Origin of the sequence: Streptomyces sp. NRRL S-340, from assembly GCF_000720185.1 — a bacterium.
GTDB lineage: Bacteria > Actinomycetota > Actinomycetes > Streptomycetales > Streptomycetaceae > Streptomyces.
This window is the reverse complement of record NZ_JOIY01000005.1, coordinates 101,014-117,786: the sequence shown is the minus strand read 5'-3', so window position 1 is coordinate 117,786 and position 16,773 is coordinate 101,014. Positions and strand designations below refer to the sequence as shown.

Sequence of the window (16,773 nt, the reverse complement as noted above, 5' to 3'; positions counted from 1 at the left end):
GGCACCGGCCCGCCCCCGACCCCCGCATCCCACCCCCCACACCCTTCCTTCCCTGTCCCCGAAGCTCGTTGTGAGGCATCCGCATGTACGACGCCATCGTGGTGGGAGCGCGCTGTGCCGGCGCCCCCGCCGCCCTGCTGCTGGCCCGCGCGGGCCACCGCGTCCTTCTGCTCGACAAGGCGGCGTACGGTTCCGACACCCTCTCCACCCACCTCGTCCACCAGCCCGGCGTCGCCGCGCTCGCCCGGTGGGGAGTGCTCGACCGGGTCCGGGCCTCGGGCTGCCCGCCGCTGGACCGCACGGTCTACGAGGTCGCCGACATCCACATCGAGGGCCGGGCCAGGGGCGTGGCGGGACAGCGCTCGGGATTCGCCCCGCGCCGCCACGTGCTCGACGCCGTCCTGGTCGACGCGGCCACCGCGGCCGGCGCCGAGTTCCGCGACCACTGCCGGGTGACCGGTCTGCTGCGCGACGGCCTCGGACGGGTCGTCGGTGTCGAGGGCAGCCAGGACGGCCGGCCCTTCACCGAGCGGGCCCGCCTGGTGATCGGCGCGGACGGGATGCGCTCCACCGTCGCCCGGCTGGCGGCGGCCCCCTGCACCGTGCACGACCCCCGGCTGACCTGCGCCTACTACACGTACTGGCAGGACGTGCCCGCCGACCTGGAGCTGTTCGAGCGGCCCGGCGGCTGGGTGGCCGCGGTGCCCACCAACGACGACGCGACCCTCGTCCTCGCCTACTTCCCGCAGTCCCGGTTCGACGAGGTCCGCGCGGACGCGCACCGCGCCTACCGCGAGCAGATCCGCGCCACCGCTCCCGCACTGCACGAGCGGCTGGCCGGCCGGGAGCCGGCGGAGCGGCTGCACGGCAGCGGCGACCAGCAGAACTTCTTCCGGCGGGCGGCCGGGCCGGGCTGGGCCCTGGTCGGGGACGCCGCGCACCACAAGGACTCCATCACCGCCCGCGGGATCAGCGACGCCTTCTGGCAGGCCGAGCGGCTGGCGGAGGCGGTGTCGGGCACGCTGGACGGCGCCCCGGACCTGCTCGACGCCGCGCTGGCCCGCTACGCCGAGGACTGCGCGCGGCATCTGGCGCCGGGCTACGAGGCCACCCTCGGCGTCGCCCGGCTCGACCCGCACGAACAGCGGCTCTCCCTGCTGCGGGCCGTGCAGTCGGATGCCGAACTCACCGCGATCTACCTCGACATGGTGGCCGGCATCGCCTCGGCCGGGGCGCTGTACACCCCGCGGCTGCTGGCCCTGCTGTGATTTCTCCGCCCGCCGTGACCGCGGCGCCCCACGCCCCGCACGGCCCACGGCGGTGCTGTCAACTCGGCTGTCGTCACAGGCCAGTTGCCATGGACGCCACATGACGCTGCGCGATGATCCTGATACGGTGCAGCTCGCGCGACTTCGATCACGGTGGGCCACCAGGCCACGGGGGGCGGGGATCGTCGGACGTCGCGTTCCCTGCCCGCACCGCTGAACCGCTGCTGTACGAGGAATCAGATGCCAGGCACCCGCGACCGGCGGACACGTCACCGCGCCGGTACCCCGAGATCACTGCGATCCTCGTTCGTCCTCCCCTTCGTCATCCCCGCGGTCTGCGTCAGCGGGCTGTGGGGCTACACGGCCGCCGGTCTGGTGGACGACCAGGCCGGACTGCACACCGACGCCGGCCATGTCTCGTCCGTCGCCCGGCCCGCGCAGCAGCTGCTCGCGCGGCTGCAGGACGAACGCCGGCTCACCGCCCTGTGGCAGGCGAGCCGCACGGACCCCGCCCGCGCGGACCTCGACTCGGCCCGCGCCAGGACCGACACCGCCCTCGACGAGTACCGGCGGCACGCCGCCGCCGCGGACACCGCCGCGCTCCGGCGCCGGGCCGGGGCCTACGACGGCGCGCTGAAGTCACTGGCGGACCGCCGGGCGGCGATCGACGCGCGCAAGCTGTCCTCCGGTGACGCCTTCGCGTACTTCACCGACGCCGCCTCGCAGGGGCTCGCGCTGCTGACCGCGGCGGTGCGCGGCGACGACGCCGGGACGGAGCGGGCCGGTGCCGCGACGGTGGCGGTGGCCCGGATCACCGAGCTGCTGTCCCGCGAGGACGCCCTGGTCACCGCCGCCCTGCCCGGACACCGCATACCGGCCGCCGACCGGGCCCGCTTCGGCCGGGACGCCGCGGTCCGGGCGGCCGCCAGTGAGGGGCTGGCCGCCGCGGACCTGCCCGGCGGCACGGCCGCCACGTACGACCGGATCACCTCCGGGCCTCAATGGCGCACGGTGGCCTCGGTCGAGCGCGCCGTCGGCGACGGGCAGGGCACCGCGCTGCCGCAGGGTGCCACCGCCTGGCCGGCCGCCGCCGGCGGCGTGGTCCACGAGTTCCAGGCCCTGGCCGACATGTCCCTCGGCGCGCTGTCCGCCCGTGCAACCGACCGGGCGCAGGACTTGCTGCTGGTCACGCTGCTGGGCAGCGCGGCCACGCTGGCGGCCGTGGCCGCCGCGACGGTGCTGGCACTGCGCACCCGGCGCTCCGCGCTCGGCCGGCTCACCGAGTTCGAGCGGCTGTCCCAAGAGCTCGCCGGTCTGCGGTCGGGCACCGAGCACCTGGCCGCCGTGCGGCTTCCCGAACTCCTGGCCCGGCTGGAGAAGGGCGAGCGGGTCGATCCGGCCGCCCTCACCCCGCACCGGCAGCAGGGCGGCGACGAGATCGGCCGCCTCTCCTCGGCGGTCGACCAGCTGGCGCGGGTCGCCGCGGACTCCGTGCTGCGCCAGTCCCAGGGCCGGCAGGGCTCCGACAAGGTCGTCGGCCAGCTCATCCGGCGGGCCCAGGTGCTGATCCACCGGCTGATCGCGCTGCTGGACGACCTGGAGCGCAAGCACGAGGACTCGGACCTGCTCAAGGACATCTTCCGCGTCGACCACCTGGCGACCCGGGTGCGGCGGCACGCGGAGAACCTGATGATCCTCAGCGGCGCCCCGCCGAGCCGCCGCATGACCCGGCCGGTGGCGATCACCGACGTGATGCGCGGCGCGGTGGCGGAGACGGAGCACTACACCAGGGTCAGGGTGCGCAACACCCCGGCGGACCGGCGGGTGGCGCTGGCGGGCCGCGCGGTCGCCGACGTCACCCACCTGCTGGCCGAACTCATCGAGAACGGCACCAGCTTCTCCCCGCCCGACACCGAGGTCACGGTCAGCACCGCGCGGGTGGCCAAGGGCCTGGCGGTGCATGTCGAGGACCAGGGGCTCGGCATGCCCGCGGAGATGCTGGAGCGCGCCAACGAACTGCTCGCCCAGCCGCCCCGGGTCGACATGACGGTGTTCGGCGAGGATCCCCGCCTCGGGCACTTCGTGGTGGCCCGGCTGGCCGAGCGGCACGGCATCAAGGTGGTGCTGCGCGAGTCCGACTACGGCGGCACACGCGCCCTGGTGATGCTGCCGGCCGCGTTGCTGGAGGACGTCTCCTCCCCGGTCGTCGACCAGTTGCAGTCGGCCGCGGTCGCCGCGGGCCGGGCCGTGGGGAGCCCGGCCGGCCCCCAGCTGACGGACGGCGGGCAGTACGCCGCCGCCGGGGCCGTGCAGGGTGCCCTGACCGGGGCGGCCGGCCCGGCGGCCGGCGCGGACGAGGTGATCGTCCACGCGGCGGTGCCCGACCACAACGGCTTCCCCGAGTACGGGGGTGCCGGTCTGCTGCCGCCCGCGGCAGCGGACCACCCCGCGCCGTCCGCGGCCTTCGGACCGGTTCCGGACGTCCCCGGCACCGCCGCCCGCACCCCCGCGACGACCCCGTACCCGCCCGGCCCGCCCTCGCGCACGCCGGGCCAGGCCCCGGCCGGAACGCAGGCCGGGCAGCCGGCCCCCGGCACGCCCCCGGCCTTCCCCGCACCGCCCGCCGGATCCGTGCCACCGGACCCGCACCCGCCGGCCTCCCCGTACGCGCCCGCGGCCCCGACCGCGCCGGCCGGCCCGTACGTTCCGGAGGACCGGTACGCGCCCCCGGCGCCGTCCGCGCCCCCGGCCTCCGACGCGTCCCTGCGGCGCAGCGCGGTGCCGCGCCAGGAGCGGCCCGCACCCGCCACGGACCACCCCTCCGCGGCGGCCGTGACGCCGGCGGCTCCCGCGGCTGAGGCCTTCGCTCCGGACGGCGTGCCGGACGCCTCCGGCCCGCTGACGACCCCCTCGGTCCTGCCGCAGCGCGTCCGGGGGGCCAGCCTCGCGCAGCAGTTGCGCCGGGAGGCCGCGCACGCCGAGGACGAACCCGCGGGCGGCGGTGACGACGACGCCATCTCGCCGGACGCGTCGGCCCGTGCGATGAGCGCCATCCACCAGGGGCTCAAGCGGGCCTGGATGTCCGAGGACGACGACACGCCGCACGGTGCGCACGGGCGGCAGAGCGATGCGGCAGGCCCCCCTGCCCATGAACTGTGAGGACGTTACGCAATGACTGAGCAGGTACAGACCGGACGTCAGCTGGACTGGCTCCTGGACGGCCTGGTGAACCGGATTCCGGAGATCCGCTGCGCCATCGTGCTCTCCGGGGACGGTCTTCTGATCGGCAAGTCCAAGGACATGCTCCGGGACGACGCCGAGCACCTGTCGGCGGTGGCCTCGGGCGTGCACAGCCTCGCCCGCGGCGCCGCCCGGCACTTCCACAGCGGAAGCGTGCAGCAGACGGTCATTCAGATGGACAAGGCGTTCCTTTTCGTCACGGCCGCGGGCAAGGGGGCGCGGCTGGCGGCGCTGGCCTCGGAAGAAGTGGATGTGGGGATGATGGCGTACGAGATGGGCACGCTCGTCAAGCAGGTCGGCCAGTACCTGACGGCCGCACCGCGCGTGCAGTCCCCGGCCGGCGGCCCCGTTCAGAATGCCTGAACCGCGCCGGCCCGACGAGCCGGAGGCCGGACGCTACTTACGGCCCTACGCCATCACCGGTGGCCGTACCCAGCACAGTCAGCACGCGTTCACGCTGATCACGCTGGTCGTCGCGCGGTCCGCGCGGGAGGCGGGCGGCGGCCACCTGGAGCCGGAGGCGGCCCACATCCTGGACCTGTGCCGGGACCGGGCGCTGGCGCTCGCGGAGATCGCCGCGCTGCTGGACCTGCCGGTGAGCGTGGTGAAGGTGCTGTGCGGCGATCTGCTCGACGCCTCGCTGATCCTGGTGCAGTCGCCGCCGGGGCGCGAGAGCCGGCCGAGCGTGGAACTCATCGAAAGGGTGATGGATGGTATCCGTCAGCTCTGACCCCGTCATGGCCGGCCCGGTCATGCCGACCGCGTTGAAGATCCTGATCGCCGGCGGCTTCGGCGTGGGCAAGACCACCATGGTGGCCGCGGTGAGCGAGGTCCCTCCGCTGGAGACGGAGGAGCGCATGACCGAGGCGAGCCTCGGTGTCGACGACCTGTCGGGGGTGGAGGCCAAGGCGTCCACGACGGTGGCGATGGACTTCGGCCGCATCACGATCGGCCCGGAACTGGTGCTGTACCTGTTCGGCACGCCCGGCCAGGACCGGTTCTGGTTCATGTGGGACGACCTGGCCACGGGGGCGCTCGGCGCGGTCGTCCTGGCCGACACGCGGCGGCTGGAGGCCTCGTTCGCCTCGATCGACTTCTTCGAGGAGCGCGGCATCCCGTTCGCCGTGGGCATCAACTGCTTCCACGGGCGGCGCGACTGCACCGCCGAACAGGTACGGGCGGCGCTGGACCTGGACCCGGCCACCCCGGTGGTGCTGTGCGACGTGCGCGACCGCGCCTCCGGCAAGCAGGTCCTGCTCGGTGTCCTCGAGGCAGCCCGCGCCGCGGCGGAGGCCCGCGCCCATCACGGACCGCAGCGGTCGCTGACCGGCTGAGGGCGGTGCGGGCACACCGTGCCCGCACCGCCCCTCGGTGCCGCCCCGCCTGGGCCGGGGCGGGCGCTTCAGTGCCGCGCCACGAGATCCGCGAGGGCGGTGTTGAGCCGCAGGACGTTCACCCGGGGTTCGCCCATGAAGCCCAGGGTGCGCCCCTCGGTGTGGTCCGCGACCAGCCGCTCGACCCGGGCGAACGGCAGCGCGTTGCGTACGGCGACCCGGCGTGCCTGGAGCCGGGCGTACTGCGGGGAGATGTCGGGGTCCAGGCCCGATCCGGAGGACGTGACCGCGTCGGCGGGGACCTCGCAGGGCCGGATCGCGTGACCGGGCACCGAGTTGTCCCTGACGACGGCCGCCCGCGCGTCCCGGACATGTTCGATCAGCGTCTGGTTGTCGGCGGCCAGGTTGGTGGCGCCGGACACCAGCAGCGAGTGACGGGTGTTGACGCTGTTGGCCGCCAGCCCGTTCGCGGGCCTGCCCTGGAACCACTTCAGGTCGGCCTGCGGGGTCCGCTGCCCCTTCTTCAGGGGGAGTTCGTAGGACTGGCCGATGAGCGCGGAGCCGACGACCCTGCCGTCCGCCCTGACCTCGGAGCCGTTGGCCTTGCCGGGGAACAGGCCCTGGGCGACGCCGGTGACGGCGAGCGGGTAGAGGACGCCGGTCACCAGGGTCAGCACGAGCAGGGCGCGCAGACCCGCGGTCAGCAACCGGGCGGTGTTCGTGAGGGAGTTGTTCATGGCGGTCAGCCGATTCCGGGTATGAGGGACAGGAGCAGGTCGATCAGTTTGATGCCGGCGAAGGGCGCGATCAGGCCGCCGATGCCGTAGACGGCGAGGTTGCGGCGGAGCATCCGGTCCGCGCCCATGGGCCGGTAGCGCACGCCCTTGAGGGCGAGCGGCACCAGCGCCACGATGATCAGCGCGTTGAAGACGACGGCGGACAGGATCGCCGAGCCGGGCGAGGCCAGGTGCATGATGTCGATCTTGTCGAGGCCCGGATGGACCGCGGCGAACAGCGCCGGGATGATCGCGAAATACTTCGCCACGTCGTTGGCGATGGAGAACGTGGTGAGCGCGCCCCGGGTGATCAGGAGCTGTTTGCCGATCTCGACGATCTCGATCAGCTTGGTGGGGTCGGAGTCGAGGTCGACCATGTTGCCGGCCTCCTTGGCGGCCGACGTGCCGGTGTTCATCGCCACGCCGACGTCCGCCTGGGCCAGCGCCGGTGCGTCGTTGGTGCCGTCGCCGGTCATCGCGACCAGCTTGCCGCCCGCCTGCTCGCGCTTGATGAGGGCCATCTTGTCCTCGGGGGTGGCCTCGGCGAGGAAGTCGTCCACACCGGCCTCCTCGGCGATCGCCTTGGCGGTCAGCGGGTTGTCACCGGTGATCATGACGGTCCTGATGCCCATGCGGCGCAGTTCGCCGAACCGTTCCCGCATGCCGTCCTTGACGACGTCCTTGAGGTGGACGACGCCGAGCACGCGGGCGCCGCGCGCGTCCTCGACGGCGACCAGCAGCGGGGTGCCGCCGGCTTCGGAGATGCCGTCCACGAGGGCGCCGGCGTCCGGGGCGACCGTGCCGCCGCGCTCCTCGACCCAGGCGACGACCGAGGCGGCCGCTCCCTTGCGGATCCGCCGGCCGTCGGCGTCGACGCCGGACATCCGGGTCTGGGCGGTGAACGCGATCCACTCGGCCGAGGCCAGCTCCCCCTGGTGGCGTTCCCTGAGCCCGTACTCCTCCTTCGCCAGCACGACCACCGAGCGGCCTTCGGGGGTCTCGTCGGCCAGCGAGGAGAGCTGGGCGGCGTCGGCGAGTTCGGCCGCGGTGGTGCCGCGCACCGGCAGGAGGGCGCAGGCCTGCCGGTTGCCCAGGGTGATGGTGCCGGTCTTGTCGAGCAGCAGCGTGGAGACGTCCCCGGCGGCCTCGACCGCGCGGCCGGACAGGGCGAGCACGTTGCGCTGCACCAGCCGGTCCATGCCCGCGATGCCGATGGCGGACAGCAGGGCGCCGATCGTCGTCGGGATGAGGCAGACGAGGAGCGCCACCAGCACCACCAGCGTCAGGTGGGCGCCGGCGTGCGCGGCGAACGCCGGCAGGGTGGCGCAGGCCAGCAGGAAGACGATGGTCAGGGACGCGAGCAGGATGTTCAGCGCGATCTCGTTGGGCGTCTTCTGCCGGGCCGCGCCCTCCACCAGGCTGATCATCCGGTCGATGAAGGTCTCACCCGGCCGGGTGGTGATCCGGACGACGATGCGGTCCGAGAGGACCTTGGTCCCGCCGGTCACCGCGGACCGGTCGCCGCCGGACTCCCGGATGACCGGTGCGGACTCGCCGGTGATCGCCGACTCGTCGACGCTCGCCACCCCCTCGACGACGTCGCCGTCGCCGGGCACGACGTCCCCGGCCTCGCAGACCACCAGGTCACCGACGCGCAGTCCGGTTCCGGGCACCCGTTCCTCTCCCCCGGCGGACAGCCGGCGGGCCACGGTACCGGTCTTGGCCTGGCGCAGGGTGTCGGCCTGCGCCTTGCCCCGGCCCTCGGCGACGGCCTCGGCGAGGTTGGCGAAGACGACGGTCAGCCACAGCCAGCCACTGATCGTCCAGCCGAACCAGTCACCGGGGTCGGTGCAGGAGAAGACGGTGGTCAGCACCGAACCGATCCAGACCACGAACATCACGGGCGACCTGGCCTGGATCCGCGGGTCGAGTTTGCGCAGGGCGTCCGGCAGCGACCTGAGCAGTTGCGCGGGGTCGAACAGGCCGGCGCCGACGCGGCCGGTGGCCTGCGGGGGCCCGGTGGGGGCGTCGCGGTGCGGCGTCCGGGCGGGGGTGACTGCGGACATGGAGTCCTCGTGGCTCTCGGTACGGATGGTCATCACGCCAGCCCTTCGGCGAGCGGGCCCAGCGCGAGCGCCGGGAAGTAGGTCAGACCGGTGACGATCAGCACGGCGCCCACCAGCAGCCCGGCGAACAGGGGCTTCTCGGTGCGCAGGGTGCCCGCGCCGGCCGGTACCGGCCGCTGCCCGGCCAGCGATCCGGCCAGTGCCAGGACGAACACCATCGGCAGGAAGCGGCCGAGCAGCATGGCGATGCCGGTGGTGGTGTTGAACCAGTCCGTGTTCGCGTTCAGGCCGGCGAAGGCCGAGCCGTTGTTGTTCGCGGCGGACGTGTAGGCGTAGAGGATCTCGGAGAAGCCGTGGGGGCCGGGGTTGAGCGCGGAGTGCGGCGGGGTGGGCAGTGCCGTCGACAGGGCGGTGAGGACCAGGACGAGCGCCGGGGTGACGAGTATGTAGCAGGCGGCGAGCTTGATCTGCCGGGAGCCGATCTTGCGGCCCAGGTACTCGGGGGTGCGGCCGACCATGAGCCCGGCGATGAACACCGCGATGACGGCCATGATCAGCATGCCGTACAGGCCGGATCCGGTGCCGCCGGGCGCGATCTCGCCGAGCATCATGCCGAGCAGGGTGACGCCGCCGCCGAGCCCGGTGAAGGAGGAGTGGAAGGAGTCCACCGCGCCGGTCGAGGTGAGCGTCGTGGCCACGGCGAAGATCGAGGAGGCGCCGACCCCGAACCGGGTCTCCTTGCCCTCCAGGGCGCCGCCCGCGAGGTGCAGGGCGCCCTCGTGGTGGGCGAACTCGGTCCACATCATCAGGGCCGTGAAGCCGAGCCAGATCGTGGCCATGGCCGCCAGGACGGCGTGGCCCTGGCGCACCGAGCCGACCATCAGTCCGAAGGTGCGGGTCAGCGCGAACGGGACGACCAGGATCAGGAAGATCTCGAACAGGTTGGTGAACGGCGTCGGGTTCTCGAAGGGGTGGGCGCTGTTGGCGTTGAAGTAGCCGCCGCCGTTGGTCCCCAGCTCCTTGATGGCCTCCTGGGAGGCGACCGCTCCCCCGTTCCACTGCTGCGAGCCGCCCATGAACTGGCCCACCTCGTGGATGCCGGAGAAGTTCTGGATCGCGCCGCACGCCACCAGGACGACGGCGGCGACCGCGGCGAGCGGCACGAGGATGCGGACGGTGCCGCGCACCAGGTCGGCCCAGAAGTTGCCCAGCTCACCGGTGCGGGACCGGGCGAACCCGCGGACCAGGGCGACCGCCACCGCGATGCCCACCGCTGCGGAGACGAAGTTCTGCACGGCCAGACCCGCGGTCTGCACGACGTGCCCCATCGTCTGCTCACCGGCGTAGGACTGCCAGTTGGTGTTGGTGACGAAGGACGCGGCCGTGTCGAACGCCTGGGCCGGGCCGACGGACCGGAAGCCGAGCGAGAGCGGCAGCACGCCCTGGATCCGCTGGAGCAGGTACAGGAAGAGGACACCGGCGGCGGAGAAGGCGAGGACACCGCGCAGATACGCCGGCCAGCGCATCCCCGCGTCCGGGTCGGCGCCGATCCCCCGGTAGATCCACCGCTCGACGCGCCAGTGCCGGTCGCAGGAGTAGACCCGGGCCATGTAGGAGCCGAGGGGAACGTAGGCGAGTGCCAGTGCGGCCAGCAGGGCGAGCAGCTGGAGCACACCGGCGAGTACGGGACTCATGGCGGGGCTCAGAACCTCTCCGGGAAGAGCAGGGCGAGGACGAGGTAGCCCAGCAGGGCGACGGCCACGACCAGGCCGACGACGTTCTCGGCGGTCACAGCTTCGTCACCCCCTTGGCGACGAGGGCCACCAGCGCGAAGAGGGCGAGGGTGGTGACGACGAAGGCCAGATCGGCCATCGCGAACTCCTGGAGTGGGTGCGGATGCTTCGGACGACTAGAGGAAAACCCCTCTTCGGCCCGGTCCGGCCCCGCGTTGACGCCTCTCTTACGGCGCTCACCTCGGCCTTGACGCAGCTCTGACGTCGTCGCCGCCGCGGCGTTTCCCCCTCGGGCCGGCGGGTACGCGGCGTGCGTGACCGGCTCCGAGGCGGGCCCTTCCCGGGCCGCCACCGTCACCGTCAGGCCGTACGGCAACCCCCTGCCGCTCGGGTTCTTCGCCTTCGGCGTCGGCATGGTGCTGCTCGCCGGGATCTCGCTGGGGCTGGTCGGCGGTGACCAGGTGCGTCCGGCGGGCGTCCTGCTCGCGGTCTTCGTCTTCCCGCTGGAGTTCCTCGCCGCGGTGATCGCCTTCCTGAGCCGGGACACCGCCGCGGCGGCGGCACTCGGGCTGTTCGCCACCTCGTGGGCGGCGCTGGGCGTGCTGCACATCGCCGCGCCGCAGCAGGACAGGAGCGTCGCCGTCGGCATGTTCCTGAGCGCGTTCGCCCTGATGCTCGTCCCGCTGGCGGTGGCCGGCTTCCTGGGCAAGACGCTGCTCGGGGTCGTCCTCAGCGTGTCGGCGCTGCGCGTCTGCCTCGCGGCGTCCTACCAGCTCGGCGCGGTGCGGCTCCTCGAACTCGCCGATGCCGCGGCGGCCTTGCTGCTGGCGGCGCTCGCCCTGTACGCGGGCACCGCCTTCCTCCTGGAGGATCTGCACCGCCGTACGGTCCTGCCGATCCGGCGCCGCGGCGAGGCACGGCGGGTCATGGAGGACGACGTGGACGGCGGCCGGCGGACCGGCCCGCCACGGGATCCCGGCGTCCGCGGCCAGTTGTGAGCACGGGCGGGCGGGGACCGCGACGCAACGGCCTGCCGCGGGCGGCGGCCCCCGACGAGGCCCCGGGGCGCCGTCAGCCTCGGCGACGGCCCGGGGCACGGTCAGCTCTGGGTGGCCGACCGGGGCACGGTCAGCTCTGGGTGGCGCCCGGCGCGCGGTCAGCTCTGGGTGGCGGCCACCGCCAGGAGCACGGCGGCGGCGACCACCGTGAGCCCGGCGATCGAGAACGCGAGGCAGCGCGCGCGCAGCCGCCGGTAGCGTGCCTCGTACTCGCCGCGCAGCGCCCGGCAGCGGTCGGCGACGCGTTGCAGGTCCGCCCGTGCCCGGGCGAGACAGTCGCGGACGTAGTGCTCCTCGATCTCCTCCCGCTGCGCGGTGGTCAGCCACTGCAACGGCTCGGTGAAGGCCCGGGCCCGCTCCTCGGCCTCGGCGACGCGGGCCTGCCACAGCAGGTAGCCCTCGACCTGGTTGACCAGGTGGGCGGGGCTGAGCGGCTCCCCGCCCGTGCGTCCGGCCGCGTCCGTCATGCCGGCAGACCCAGGTTCTCCTGCCGGTCCGCCAGCGACACCTCCGGGTGGTTCAGGTCGAACGCCGGGGACTCGCTGCGGATCATGGGCAGGGTGACGAAGTTGTGCCGCGGCGGCGGGCAGGAGGTCGCCCACTCCAGCGAGCGTCCGTAGCCCCACGGGTCCTCGGTGCCCACCGGCTTGCCGTACTTGGCCGTCTTCCAGATGTTGTACAGGAAGGGCAGCATCGACAGGCCCAGCAGGAAGGAGCCGATGGAGGAGACCATGTTCAGCCCGGTGAAGCCGTCGGCCGCCAGGTAGTCGGCGTAGCGGCGGGGCATGCCTTCTGCGCCCAGCCAGTGCTGCACCAGGAACGTGGTGTGGAAACCGACGAACAGCATCCAGAAGGTCATTTTGCCCAGCCGCTCGTCGAGCATCTTGCCGGTCCACTTCGGCCACCAGAAGTGGAAACCGGCGAACATCGCGAAGACGACCGTGCCGAAGACGACGTAGTGGAAGTGCGCCACAACGAAGTAGCTGTCGGTGACGTGGAAGTCCAGGGGCGGCGAGGCCAGCAGGACACCGGTCAGACCCCCGAAGAGGAAGGTCACCAGGAAGCCGGTGGCCCACAGCATGGGTGTCTCGAAGGAGAGCGAGCCCTTCCACATCGTGCCGATCCAGTTGAAGAACTTCACCCCGGTCGGCACCGCGATCAGGAAGCTCATGAAGGAGAAGAAGGGCAGAAGCACGGCGCCGGTGGGGAACATGTGGTGCGCCCACACCGTCACCGAGAGACCCGCGATCGAGATCGTCGCCCCGACCAGGCCCATGTAGCCGAAGATGGGCTTGCGGGCGAAGACCGGGATGATCTCGGTGACGATGCCGAAGAACGGCAGGGCGATGATGTACACCTCGGGATGACCGAAGAACCAGAACAGGTGCTGCCACAGGATCGCCCCGCCGTTGGCCGGATCGAACACGTGGGCGCCGAACTTCCGGTCCGCTTCCAGCACCAGCAGCGCGGCCGCCAGGACCGGGAAGGCGAACAGCACCAGGACGCTGGTGAGCATCACGTTCCAGGTGAAGATCGGCATGCGGAACATGGTCATGCCCGGCGCGCGCATGGTGACGATCGTGGTGATGAAGTTGACCGCGCCGAGGATCGTCCCGAAGCCCGACAGGGCCAGGCCCATGATCCACATGTCGCCCCCGACATTGGGCGAGTGATGGGCGTCGTTCAGCGGCGAATAGGCGAACCAGCCGAAGTCGGCGGCGCCGTCCGGGGTGAGGAACCCGCCCACCGCGATCAGCGAGCCGAACAGGTACAGCCAGTAGGCGAGCATGTTCAGCCGGGGGAAGGCCACGTCGGGAGCGCCGATCTGCAGCGGCATGATCCAGTTCGTGAAGCCGGAGAAGAGCGGCGTCGCGAACATCAGCAGCATGACCGTGCCGTGCATCGTGAAGGCTTGGTTGAACTGCTCGGTGGAGACGATCTGCAGGCCCGGGCGGGCCAGCTCGGCGCGCATCACCAGCGCCAGGATGCCGCCGACCAGGAAGAACACGAACGAGGTGATCAGGTAGAGCGATCCGATCGTCTTGTGATCGGTCGTCGTGACCCACTTCACCACCACGGCTCCGGGTCGCACGCGACGACGGGGACCGGCGGTTTCCGGTGTGATGTGCTGAACGTCTGTCATGCGGCCCGTAACACGCTTTCTCTCAAGACACGGATGCGTGAGTTCCGCGGGACTGCCCGCAGGGCTCGTTTCACAATCCTTGCGTCCCGGGGGGCGCGAAACGCTCTCCGCCGTCCCCGGGACGGCCCAACCCCCGGCGCAATTGCACCCGGTCGGCCTACTCCGTCGAGGCGTCGGCGGCGACCGTTGCGATGCGGCGCTCGTCGAAGAGCGGGACGCGCGCGGTCCGGATGCGGTGAACTCCATGCCGAGGGTGCGGCACATGTGCCGGTGCCCGTGCCGGAGCGCCGCCCGGTGTGCGGTGCGCCCCGTCCGAGAGGAGCATCCGGTGTCCTGCGTACGTCACGTCGCCCACGCCTTCCTGAGGCGCCAGGGCCTCACCACCGTCTTCGGCAATCCCGGCTCCAACGAGCTGCCGTTCCTCGCCGGTCTGGGTGCCGGTTTCCGTTACGTCCTCGGGCTGCACGAGGGTGCGGTGGTCGGCATGGCGGACGGGTACGCGCAGGCCACCGGGCGGCCGGCGCTGGTCAGCCTGCACGCGGCCGCCGGCTCCGGCAACGCGATGGGCGCGCTGACCAACGCGGTCGCCGCGCGGACACCGCTGGTCCTCGTGGCCGGCCAGCAGGTGCGTCCCGCCGTCGGCCCGGAGGCGAACCTGGCCAACACCGACGCCGCGGCCCTGATGAAGCCGCTGGTCGGCTGGGCGGCGGAACCGGCGTGCGCCGGGGACGTGCCGCGGGCGCTCGCGCAGGCCGTCTTCGAGGCGCGGCTGCGGCGCAGGCCGGCGTACCTGTCCGTGCCGTACGACGACTGGGCGGCCGACGCCGACGACAACGCGCTGGAGGTGCTGGACCGGCAGGTCGAGCGGGCTGCCGAGCCGAGCGCGGAGCAGGGCCGCCGACTGGTCCGGCAGGTCGCCTCGGCGCGCCGGCCGGCGCTGGTGCTGGGCGGCGACATCGACGCGGACGGGCTCTTCGACGACGCGGTGCGGCTGGCCGAGCGTCTGGGCGCCCCGGTGTGGGCGGCGCCCTCGCTGTTCCGGCTGCCCTTCCCGAACCGGCATCCGCTCTTCCGCGGAGTCCTCCCCGCCGGGATCGCACCGGTGTGCGAGGCCCTGGAGGGGCACGACCTGGTGCTGGTGCTGGGGGCTCCGGTCTTCCGCTACCACGAGCACCTGCCCGGCCGGTACCTGCCGCGGGGCACACGGCTCGTCCAGGTGACCGAGGACGCCGCCGCTGCCGCCCGGGCCCCCGTGGGGGAGGCGCTGGTCGCCGACCCGGGCGCGGTCATCACGCTGCTGGCCGAGCGGCTCGGCTCCCCCGCCGCCCCGCAGGACCCCGGCGGTCCCCGCGGGGCCGCCGGCCCGTACCGGCCCGTCCCCGCGCCTGCCCGCGGTGACGGGCGGCGCCTGCACCCCGAGCAGGTCTTCGCCGCACTGCGCGACGGACTGCCCGGGGACACCGCGTACGTCGTCGAGTCGACGTCGACGAGCGCTTCCTGGTGGCGCCAGATGGACCTGCGGCGGCCCGGCTCCTACTACTTCCCGGCCGCCGGCGGGCTCGGATTCGGGCTGCCCGGCGCCGTCGGGGTCGCGATGGCGCAGCCGGACCGGCCGGTGGTGGGCGTCGTCGGGGACGGCTCGGCCAACTACGGCATCACCGCCCTGTGGACGGCCGCCCGGTACCGGGTGCCGCTGACCGTCGTCCTGCTGCGCAACGGGACGTACGGTGCGCTGCGCTGGTTCAGCGGACTGCTCGGGGTGCCCGACGCGCCGGGTCTGGACCTCCCCGGCATGGACTTCACCCGGATCGCGGAGGGCTACGGCGTCCCGGCCCGGCACGTCGAGGCACCCGAGGAGCTGCGGGCCGCCCTCGCCGAACGCCCGGACGGGCCCCGGCTGATCCAGGTGGACACGGTGCTCACGGCCCCCTCCTGACCCGGACCGCCCCGGCCGGCACCACAGCCAGGGACACGGCCGGCAACACAGCCGAAACCTCGGCCGGCCCCACAGCCGGGGGCACGGCCGCGACCCCACCGGACGGCTTCCGCCGCTTCGCCGCGGCCGCCGTCCTCGGCTGCGCCGCGGTGTTCGTCCTGCCGCGCACAGGGCCGGCGCCGCACGAGGGGCCGCGGGGATCCGGGGCCCTCCCTGACAGGGTGTCAGGGTCGGCTCAGGGTATGGGCAGGGACGTCACCGATGGTGACGGAGAGGTGGGCAGCGGCAGGCTTGGGACATGCCGAAGACCACTGTTCACGACCCCCGTCCCCCGCGCACCGCGCCCGGTCCCCGTCGCGCCGGGCGCCGGTCCCGGCTCGCGCCCCGCACCGGTGCGGCCCTGGCCGGCGCGGTGGCCCTGCTGGGCCTGGCCAGCGCCCTTCCCGCGAGCGCCGCGCAGAGCACAGAGCCCGCGCGGAGCCCGCAGAACACGCAGCCCGTGCGGAGCGGGCGGGCCACCCATGAACTCCCGGCCGGCTTCGACGACTGTCCCGCTCTTCCGGCGGGGGTGGATCCGGCCGCCTGGCGGTGCGAAGTGCACACCGCCTCACCGCGGCTGGCGATGGGAAACCTCGCGGTGACGCTCGCGCCGATCACGATGACCCACGCCGAGGGCCCGCTGCCCGACGGTTCGCCAGGACAGGTGTGGGGAGCGATGCACAGCGCGGCGACCCCCGTCCCGGGCGGGCTGACCGGCAGCGCCGCGGCCGGACGCACGCCCCTGCTCGGCCTGGCGATACACCCCGAGTACGGCGGCCGGGCCGACTTCTACACGGGCCGGCTCAGCCTCCGCTTCCGTCTGACAGGCCCCCTGCTGCCCCGGGACTGCGCCATCGGCGCGGCCGAGCCGGTCGACTTCGCCCTGAAGCGGCCGAGCCCTTCGGAGTGGATCTCGACGGACCCGCCCCTGATCAGGTTCTCGGCGTACGACGACACCTTCGCCGCTCCGGCCGCCGAGCACTGCGGTCCGCTGACGAAGGCGCTCGAGGAGCGGCTCGCCCTGCCCGCACGGAGCGGCAACCTGATGAGCTACGACGCGACCTACACGTTCAGGACCTACGACCGGCTGCCCGCACGCTGAGACACGGCCGGCCGAGCGGTGCCCGCGAACGGGCGGCGCCCCGCCGCAAGGCCGCCGGCGCCGATCGGCACCCGGCGA

At 73.3% G+C, this 16,773-nt stretch carries 14 protein-coding genes; 8 read left to right on the top strand and 6 right to left on the bottom strand.

The window, feature by feature from the left end; translation table 11 throughout:
- The first annotated feature begins 83 nt into the window (after window positions 1–83).
- From IG64_RS05230 to IG64_RS05210, 5 genes are all read left to right on the top strand, one after another.
- Entirely contained in the window at window positions 84–1,268 is a 1,185-nt protein-coding gene (locus IG64_RS05230; RefSeq protein ID WP_037852447.1) for an NAD(P)/FAD-dependent oxidoreductase, read from the top strand.
- 240 nt (window positions 1,269–1,508) lie between these two features.
- Window positions 1,509–4,427: a nitrate- and nitrite sensing domain-containing protein gene (locus tag IG64_RS42795; RefSeq protein WP_037852443.1), complete on the top strand. Its 2,919-nt coding sequence runs from the start codon at window positions 1,509–1,511 to the stop codon at window positions 4,425–4,427.
- A 12-nt stretch (window positions 4,428–4,439) separates the two neighbouring features.
- Window positions 4,440–4,871 (top strand): roadblock/LC7 domain-containing protein, encoded by a 432-nt coding sequence (locus tag IG64_RS05220; RefSeq protein ID WP_037852441.1) that lies wholly within the window; start codon window positions 4,440–4,442, stop codon window positions 4,869–4,871.
- On the top strand, window positions 4,864–5,238 hold the full coding sequence (locus IG64_RS05215) for a DUF742 domain-containing protein (protein WP_037852439.1): 375 nt from the start codon (window positions 4,864–4,866) through the stop codon (window positions 5,236–5,238). Before IG64_RS05220 ends, IG64_RS05215 begins: the two co-directional genes overlap by 8 nt.
- A complete protein-coding gene (locus IG64_RS05210; protein WP_051812368.1) occupies window positions 5,219–5,842 on the top strand; it encodes a GTP-binding protein in 624 nt (207 codons plus the stop codon). Before IG64_RS05215 ends, IG64_RS05210 begins: the two co-directional genes overlap by 20 nt.
- A 68-nt stretch (window positions 5,843–5,910) precedes the next feature.
- Here IG64_RS05210 and IG64_RS05205 read toward each other — a convergent pair whose 3' ends face one another.
- Genes IG64_RS05205 through kdpF form a run of 4 tightly spaced genes read right to left on the bottom strand, consistent with a single transcriptional unit; the run spans window position 5,911 to window position 10,476 of the window.
- Complete coding sequence (locus IG64_RS05205) at window positions 5,911–6,579, bottom strand: potassium-transporting ATPase subunit C (RefSeq protein WP_037852436.1); 669 nt, start codon at window positions 6,577–6,579, stop codon at window positions 5,911–5,913.
- Window positions 6,580–6,584: 5 nt separating this feature from the next.
- Window positions 6,585–8,684, bottom strand: coding sequence for a potassium-transporting ATPase subunit KdpB (kdpB, locus tag IG64_RS05200; RefSeq protein WP_037852613.1), 2,100 nt, complete (start codon window positions 8,682–8,684; stop codon window positions 6,585–6,587).
- 32 nt (window positions 8,685–8,716) lie between these two features.
- Window positions 8,717–10,378, bottom strand: a complete 1,662-nt coding sequence (gene kdpA / locus IG64_RS05195) for a potassium-transporting ATPase subunit KdpA (protein WP_037852433.1) — start codon at window positions 10,376–10,378, stop codon at window positions 8,717–8,719.
- Window positions 10,379–10,386: 8 nt separating this feature from the next.
- A complete protein-coding gene (gene kdpF, locus IG64_RS37865) occupies window positions 10,387–10,476 on the bottom strand; it encodes a K(+)-transporting ATPase subunit F (protein ID WP_037817630.1) in 90 nt (29 codons plus the stop codon).
- Between the two features lie 255 nt (window positions 10,477–10,731).
- Here kdpF and IG64_RS05180 point away from each other — a divergent pair, with 255 nt between their 5' ends.
- Window positions 10,732–11,415 (top strand): GPR1/FUN34/YaaH family transporter, encoded by a 684-nt coding sequence (locus IG64_RS05180; protein ID WP_037852430.1) that lies wholly within the window; start codon window positions 10,732–10,734, stop codon window positions 11,413–11,415.
- Window positions 11,416–11,573: 158 nt separating this feature from the next.
- Here the strand turns inward: IG64_RS05180 and IG64_RS05175 are convergent, their stop codons facing one another.
- Entirely contained in the window at window positions 11,574–11,942 is a 369-nt protein-coding gene (locus IG64_RS05175) for a hypothetical protein (RefSeq protein ID WP_051812366.1), read from the bottom strand.
- On the bottom strand, window positions 11,939–13,618 hold the full coding sequence (ctaD, locus tag IG64_RS05170; RefSeq protein ID WP_051812364.1) for a cytochrome c oxidase subunit I: 1,680 nt from the start codon (window positions 13,616–13,618) through the stop codon (window positions 11,939–11,941). Before ctaD ends, IG64_RS05175 begins: the two co-directional genes overlap by 4 nt.
- A gap of 328 nt (window positions 13,619–13,946) precedes the next feature.
- Here ctaD and mdlC point away from each other — a divergent pair, with 328 nt between their 5' ends.
- Together mdlC and IG64_RS05160 are read left to right on the top strand one after the other, a co-directional pair.
- Window positions 13,947–15,554: a benzoylformate decarboxylase gene (gene mdlC / locus IG64_RS05165; RefSeq protein ID WP_037852425.1), complete on the top strand. Its 1,608-nt coding sequence runs from the start codon at window positions 13,947–13,949 to the stop codon at window positions 15,552–15,554.
- Window positions 15,555–15,852: 298 nt separating this feature from the next.
- On the top strand, window positions 15,853–16,695 hold the full coding sequence (locus IG64_RS05160; RefSeq protein WP_234438394.1) for a hypothetical protein: 843 nt from the start codon (window positions 15,853–15,855) through the stop codon (window positions 16,693–16,695).
- Window positions 16,696–16,773 lie beyond the last annotated feature (78 nt).

Bases quoted from the DNA above. Each gene is read 5' to 3' on its own strand.
- IG64_RS05160 (WP_234438394.1), top strand. From the start codon at position 15,853: ATGCCGAAGACCACTGTTCACGACCCCCGTCCCCCGCGCACCGCGCCC.
- IG64_RS05210 (WP_051812368.1), top strand. From the start codon at position 5,219: ATGGTATCCGTCAGCTCTGACCCCGTCATGGCCGGCCCGGTCATGCCG.
- IG64_RS05205 (WP_037852436.1), bottom strand. From the start codon at position 6,579: ATGAACAACTCCCTCACGAACACCGCCCGGTTGCTGACCGCGGGTCTG.
- kdpB (WP_037852613.1), bottom strand. From the start codon at position 8,684: ATGTCCGCAGTCACCCCCGCCCGGACGCCGCACCGCGACGCCCCCACC.
- IG64_RS05215 (WP_037852439.1), top strand. From the start codon at position 4,864: ATGCCTGAACCGCGCCGGCCCGACGAGCCGGAGGCCGGACGCTACTTA.
- IG64_RS42795 (WP_037852443.1), top strand. From the start codon at position 1,509: ATGCCAGGCACCCGCGACCGGCGGACACGTCACCGCGCCGGTACCCCG.
- IG64_RS05175 (WP_051812366.1), bottom strand. From the start codon at position 11,942: ATGACGGACGCGGCCGGACGCACGGGCGGGGAGCCGCTCAGCCCCGCC.
- IG64_RS05220 (WP_037852441.1), top strand. From the start codon at position 4,440: ATGACTGAGCAGGTACAGACCGGACGTCAGCTGGACTGGCTCCTGGAC.
- IG64_RS05230 (WP_037852447.1), top strand. From the start codon at position 84: ATGTACGACGCCATCGTGGTGGGAGCGCGCTGTGCCGGCGCCCCCGCC.
- kdpA (WP_037852433.1), bottom strand. From the start codon at position 10,378: ATGAGTCCCGTACTCGCCGGTGTGCTCCAGCTGCTCGCCCTGCTGGCC.
- ctaD (WP_051812364.1), bottom strand. From the start codon at position 13,618: ATGACAGACGTTCAGCACATCACACCGGAAACCGCCGGTCCCCGTCGT.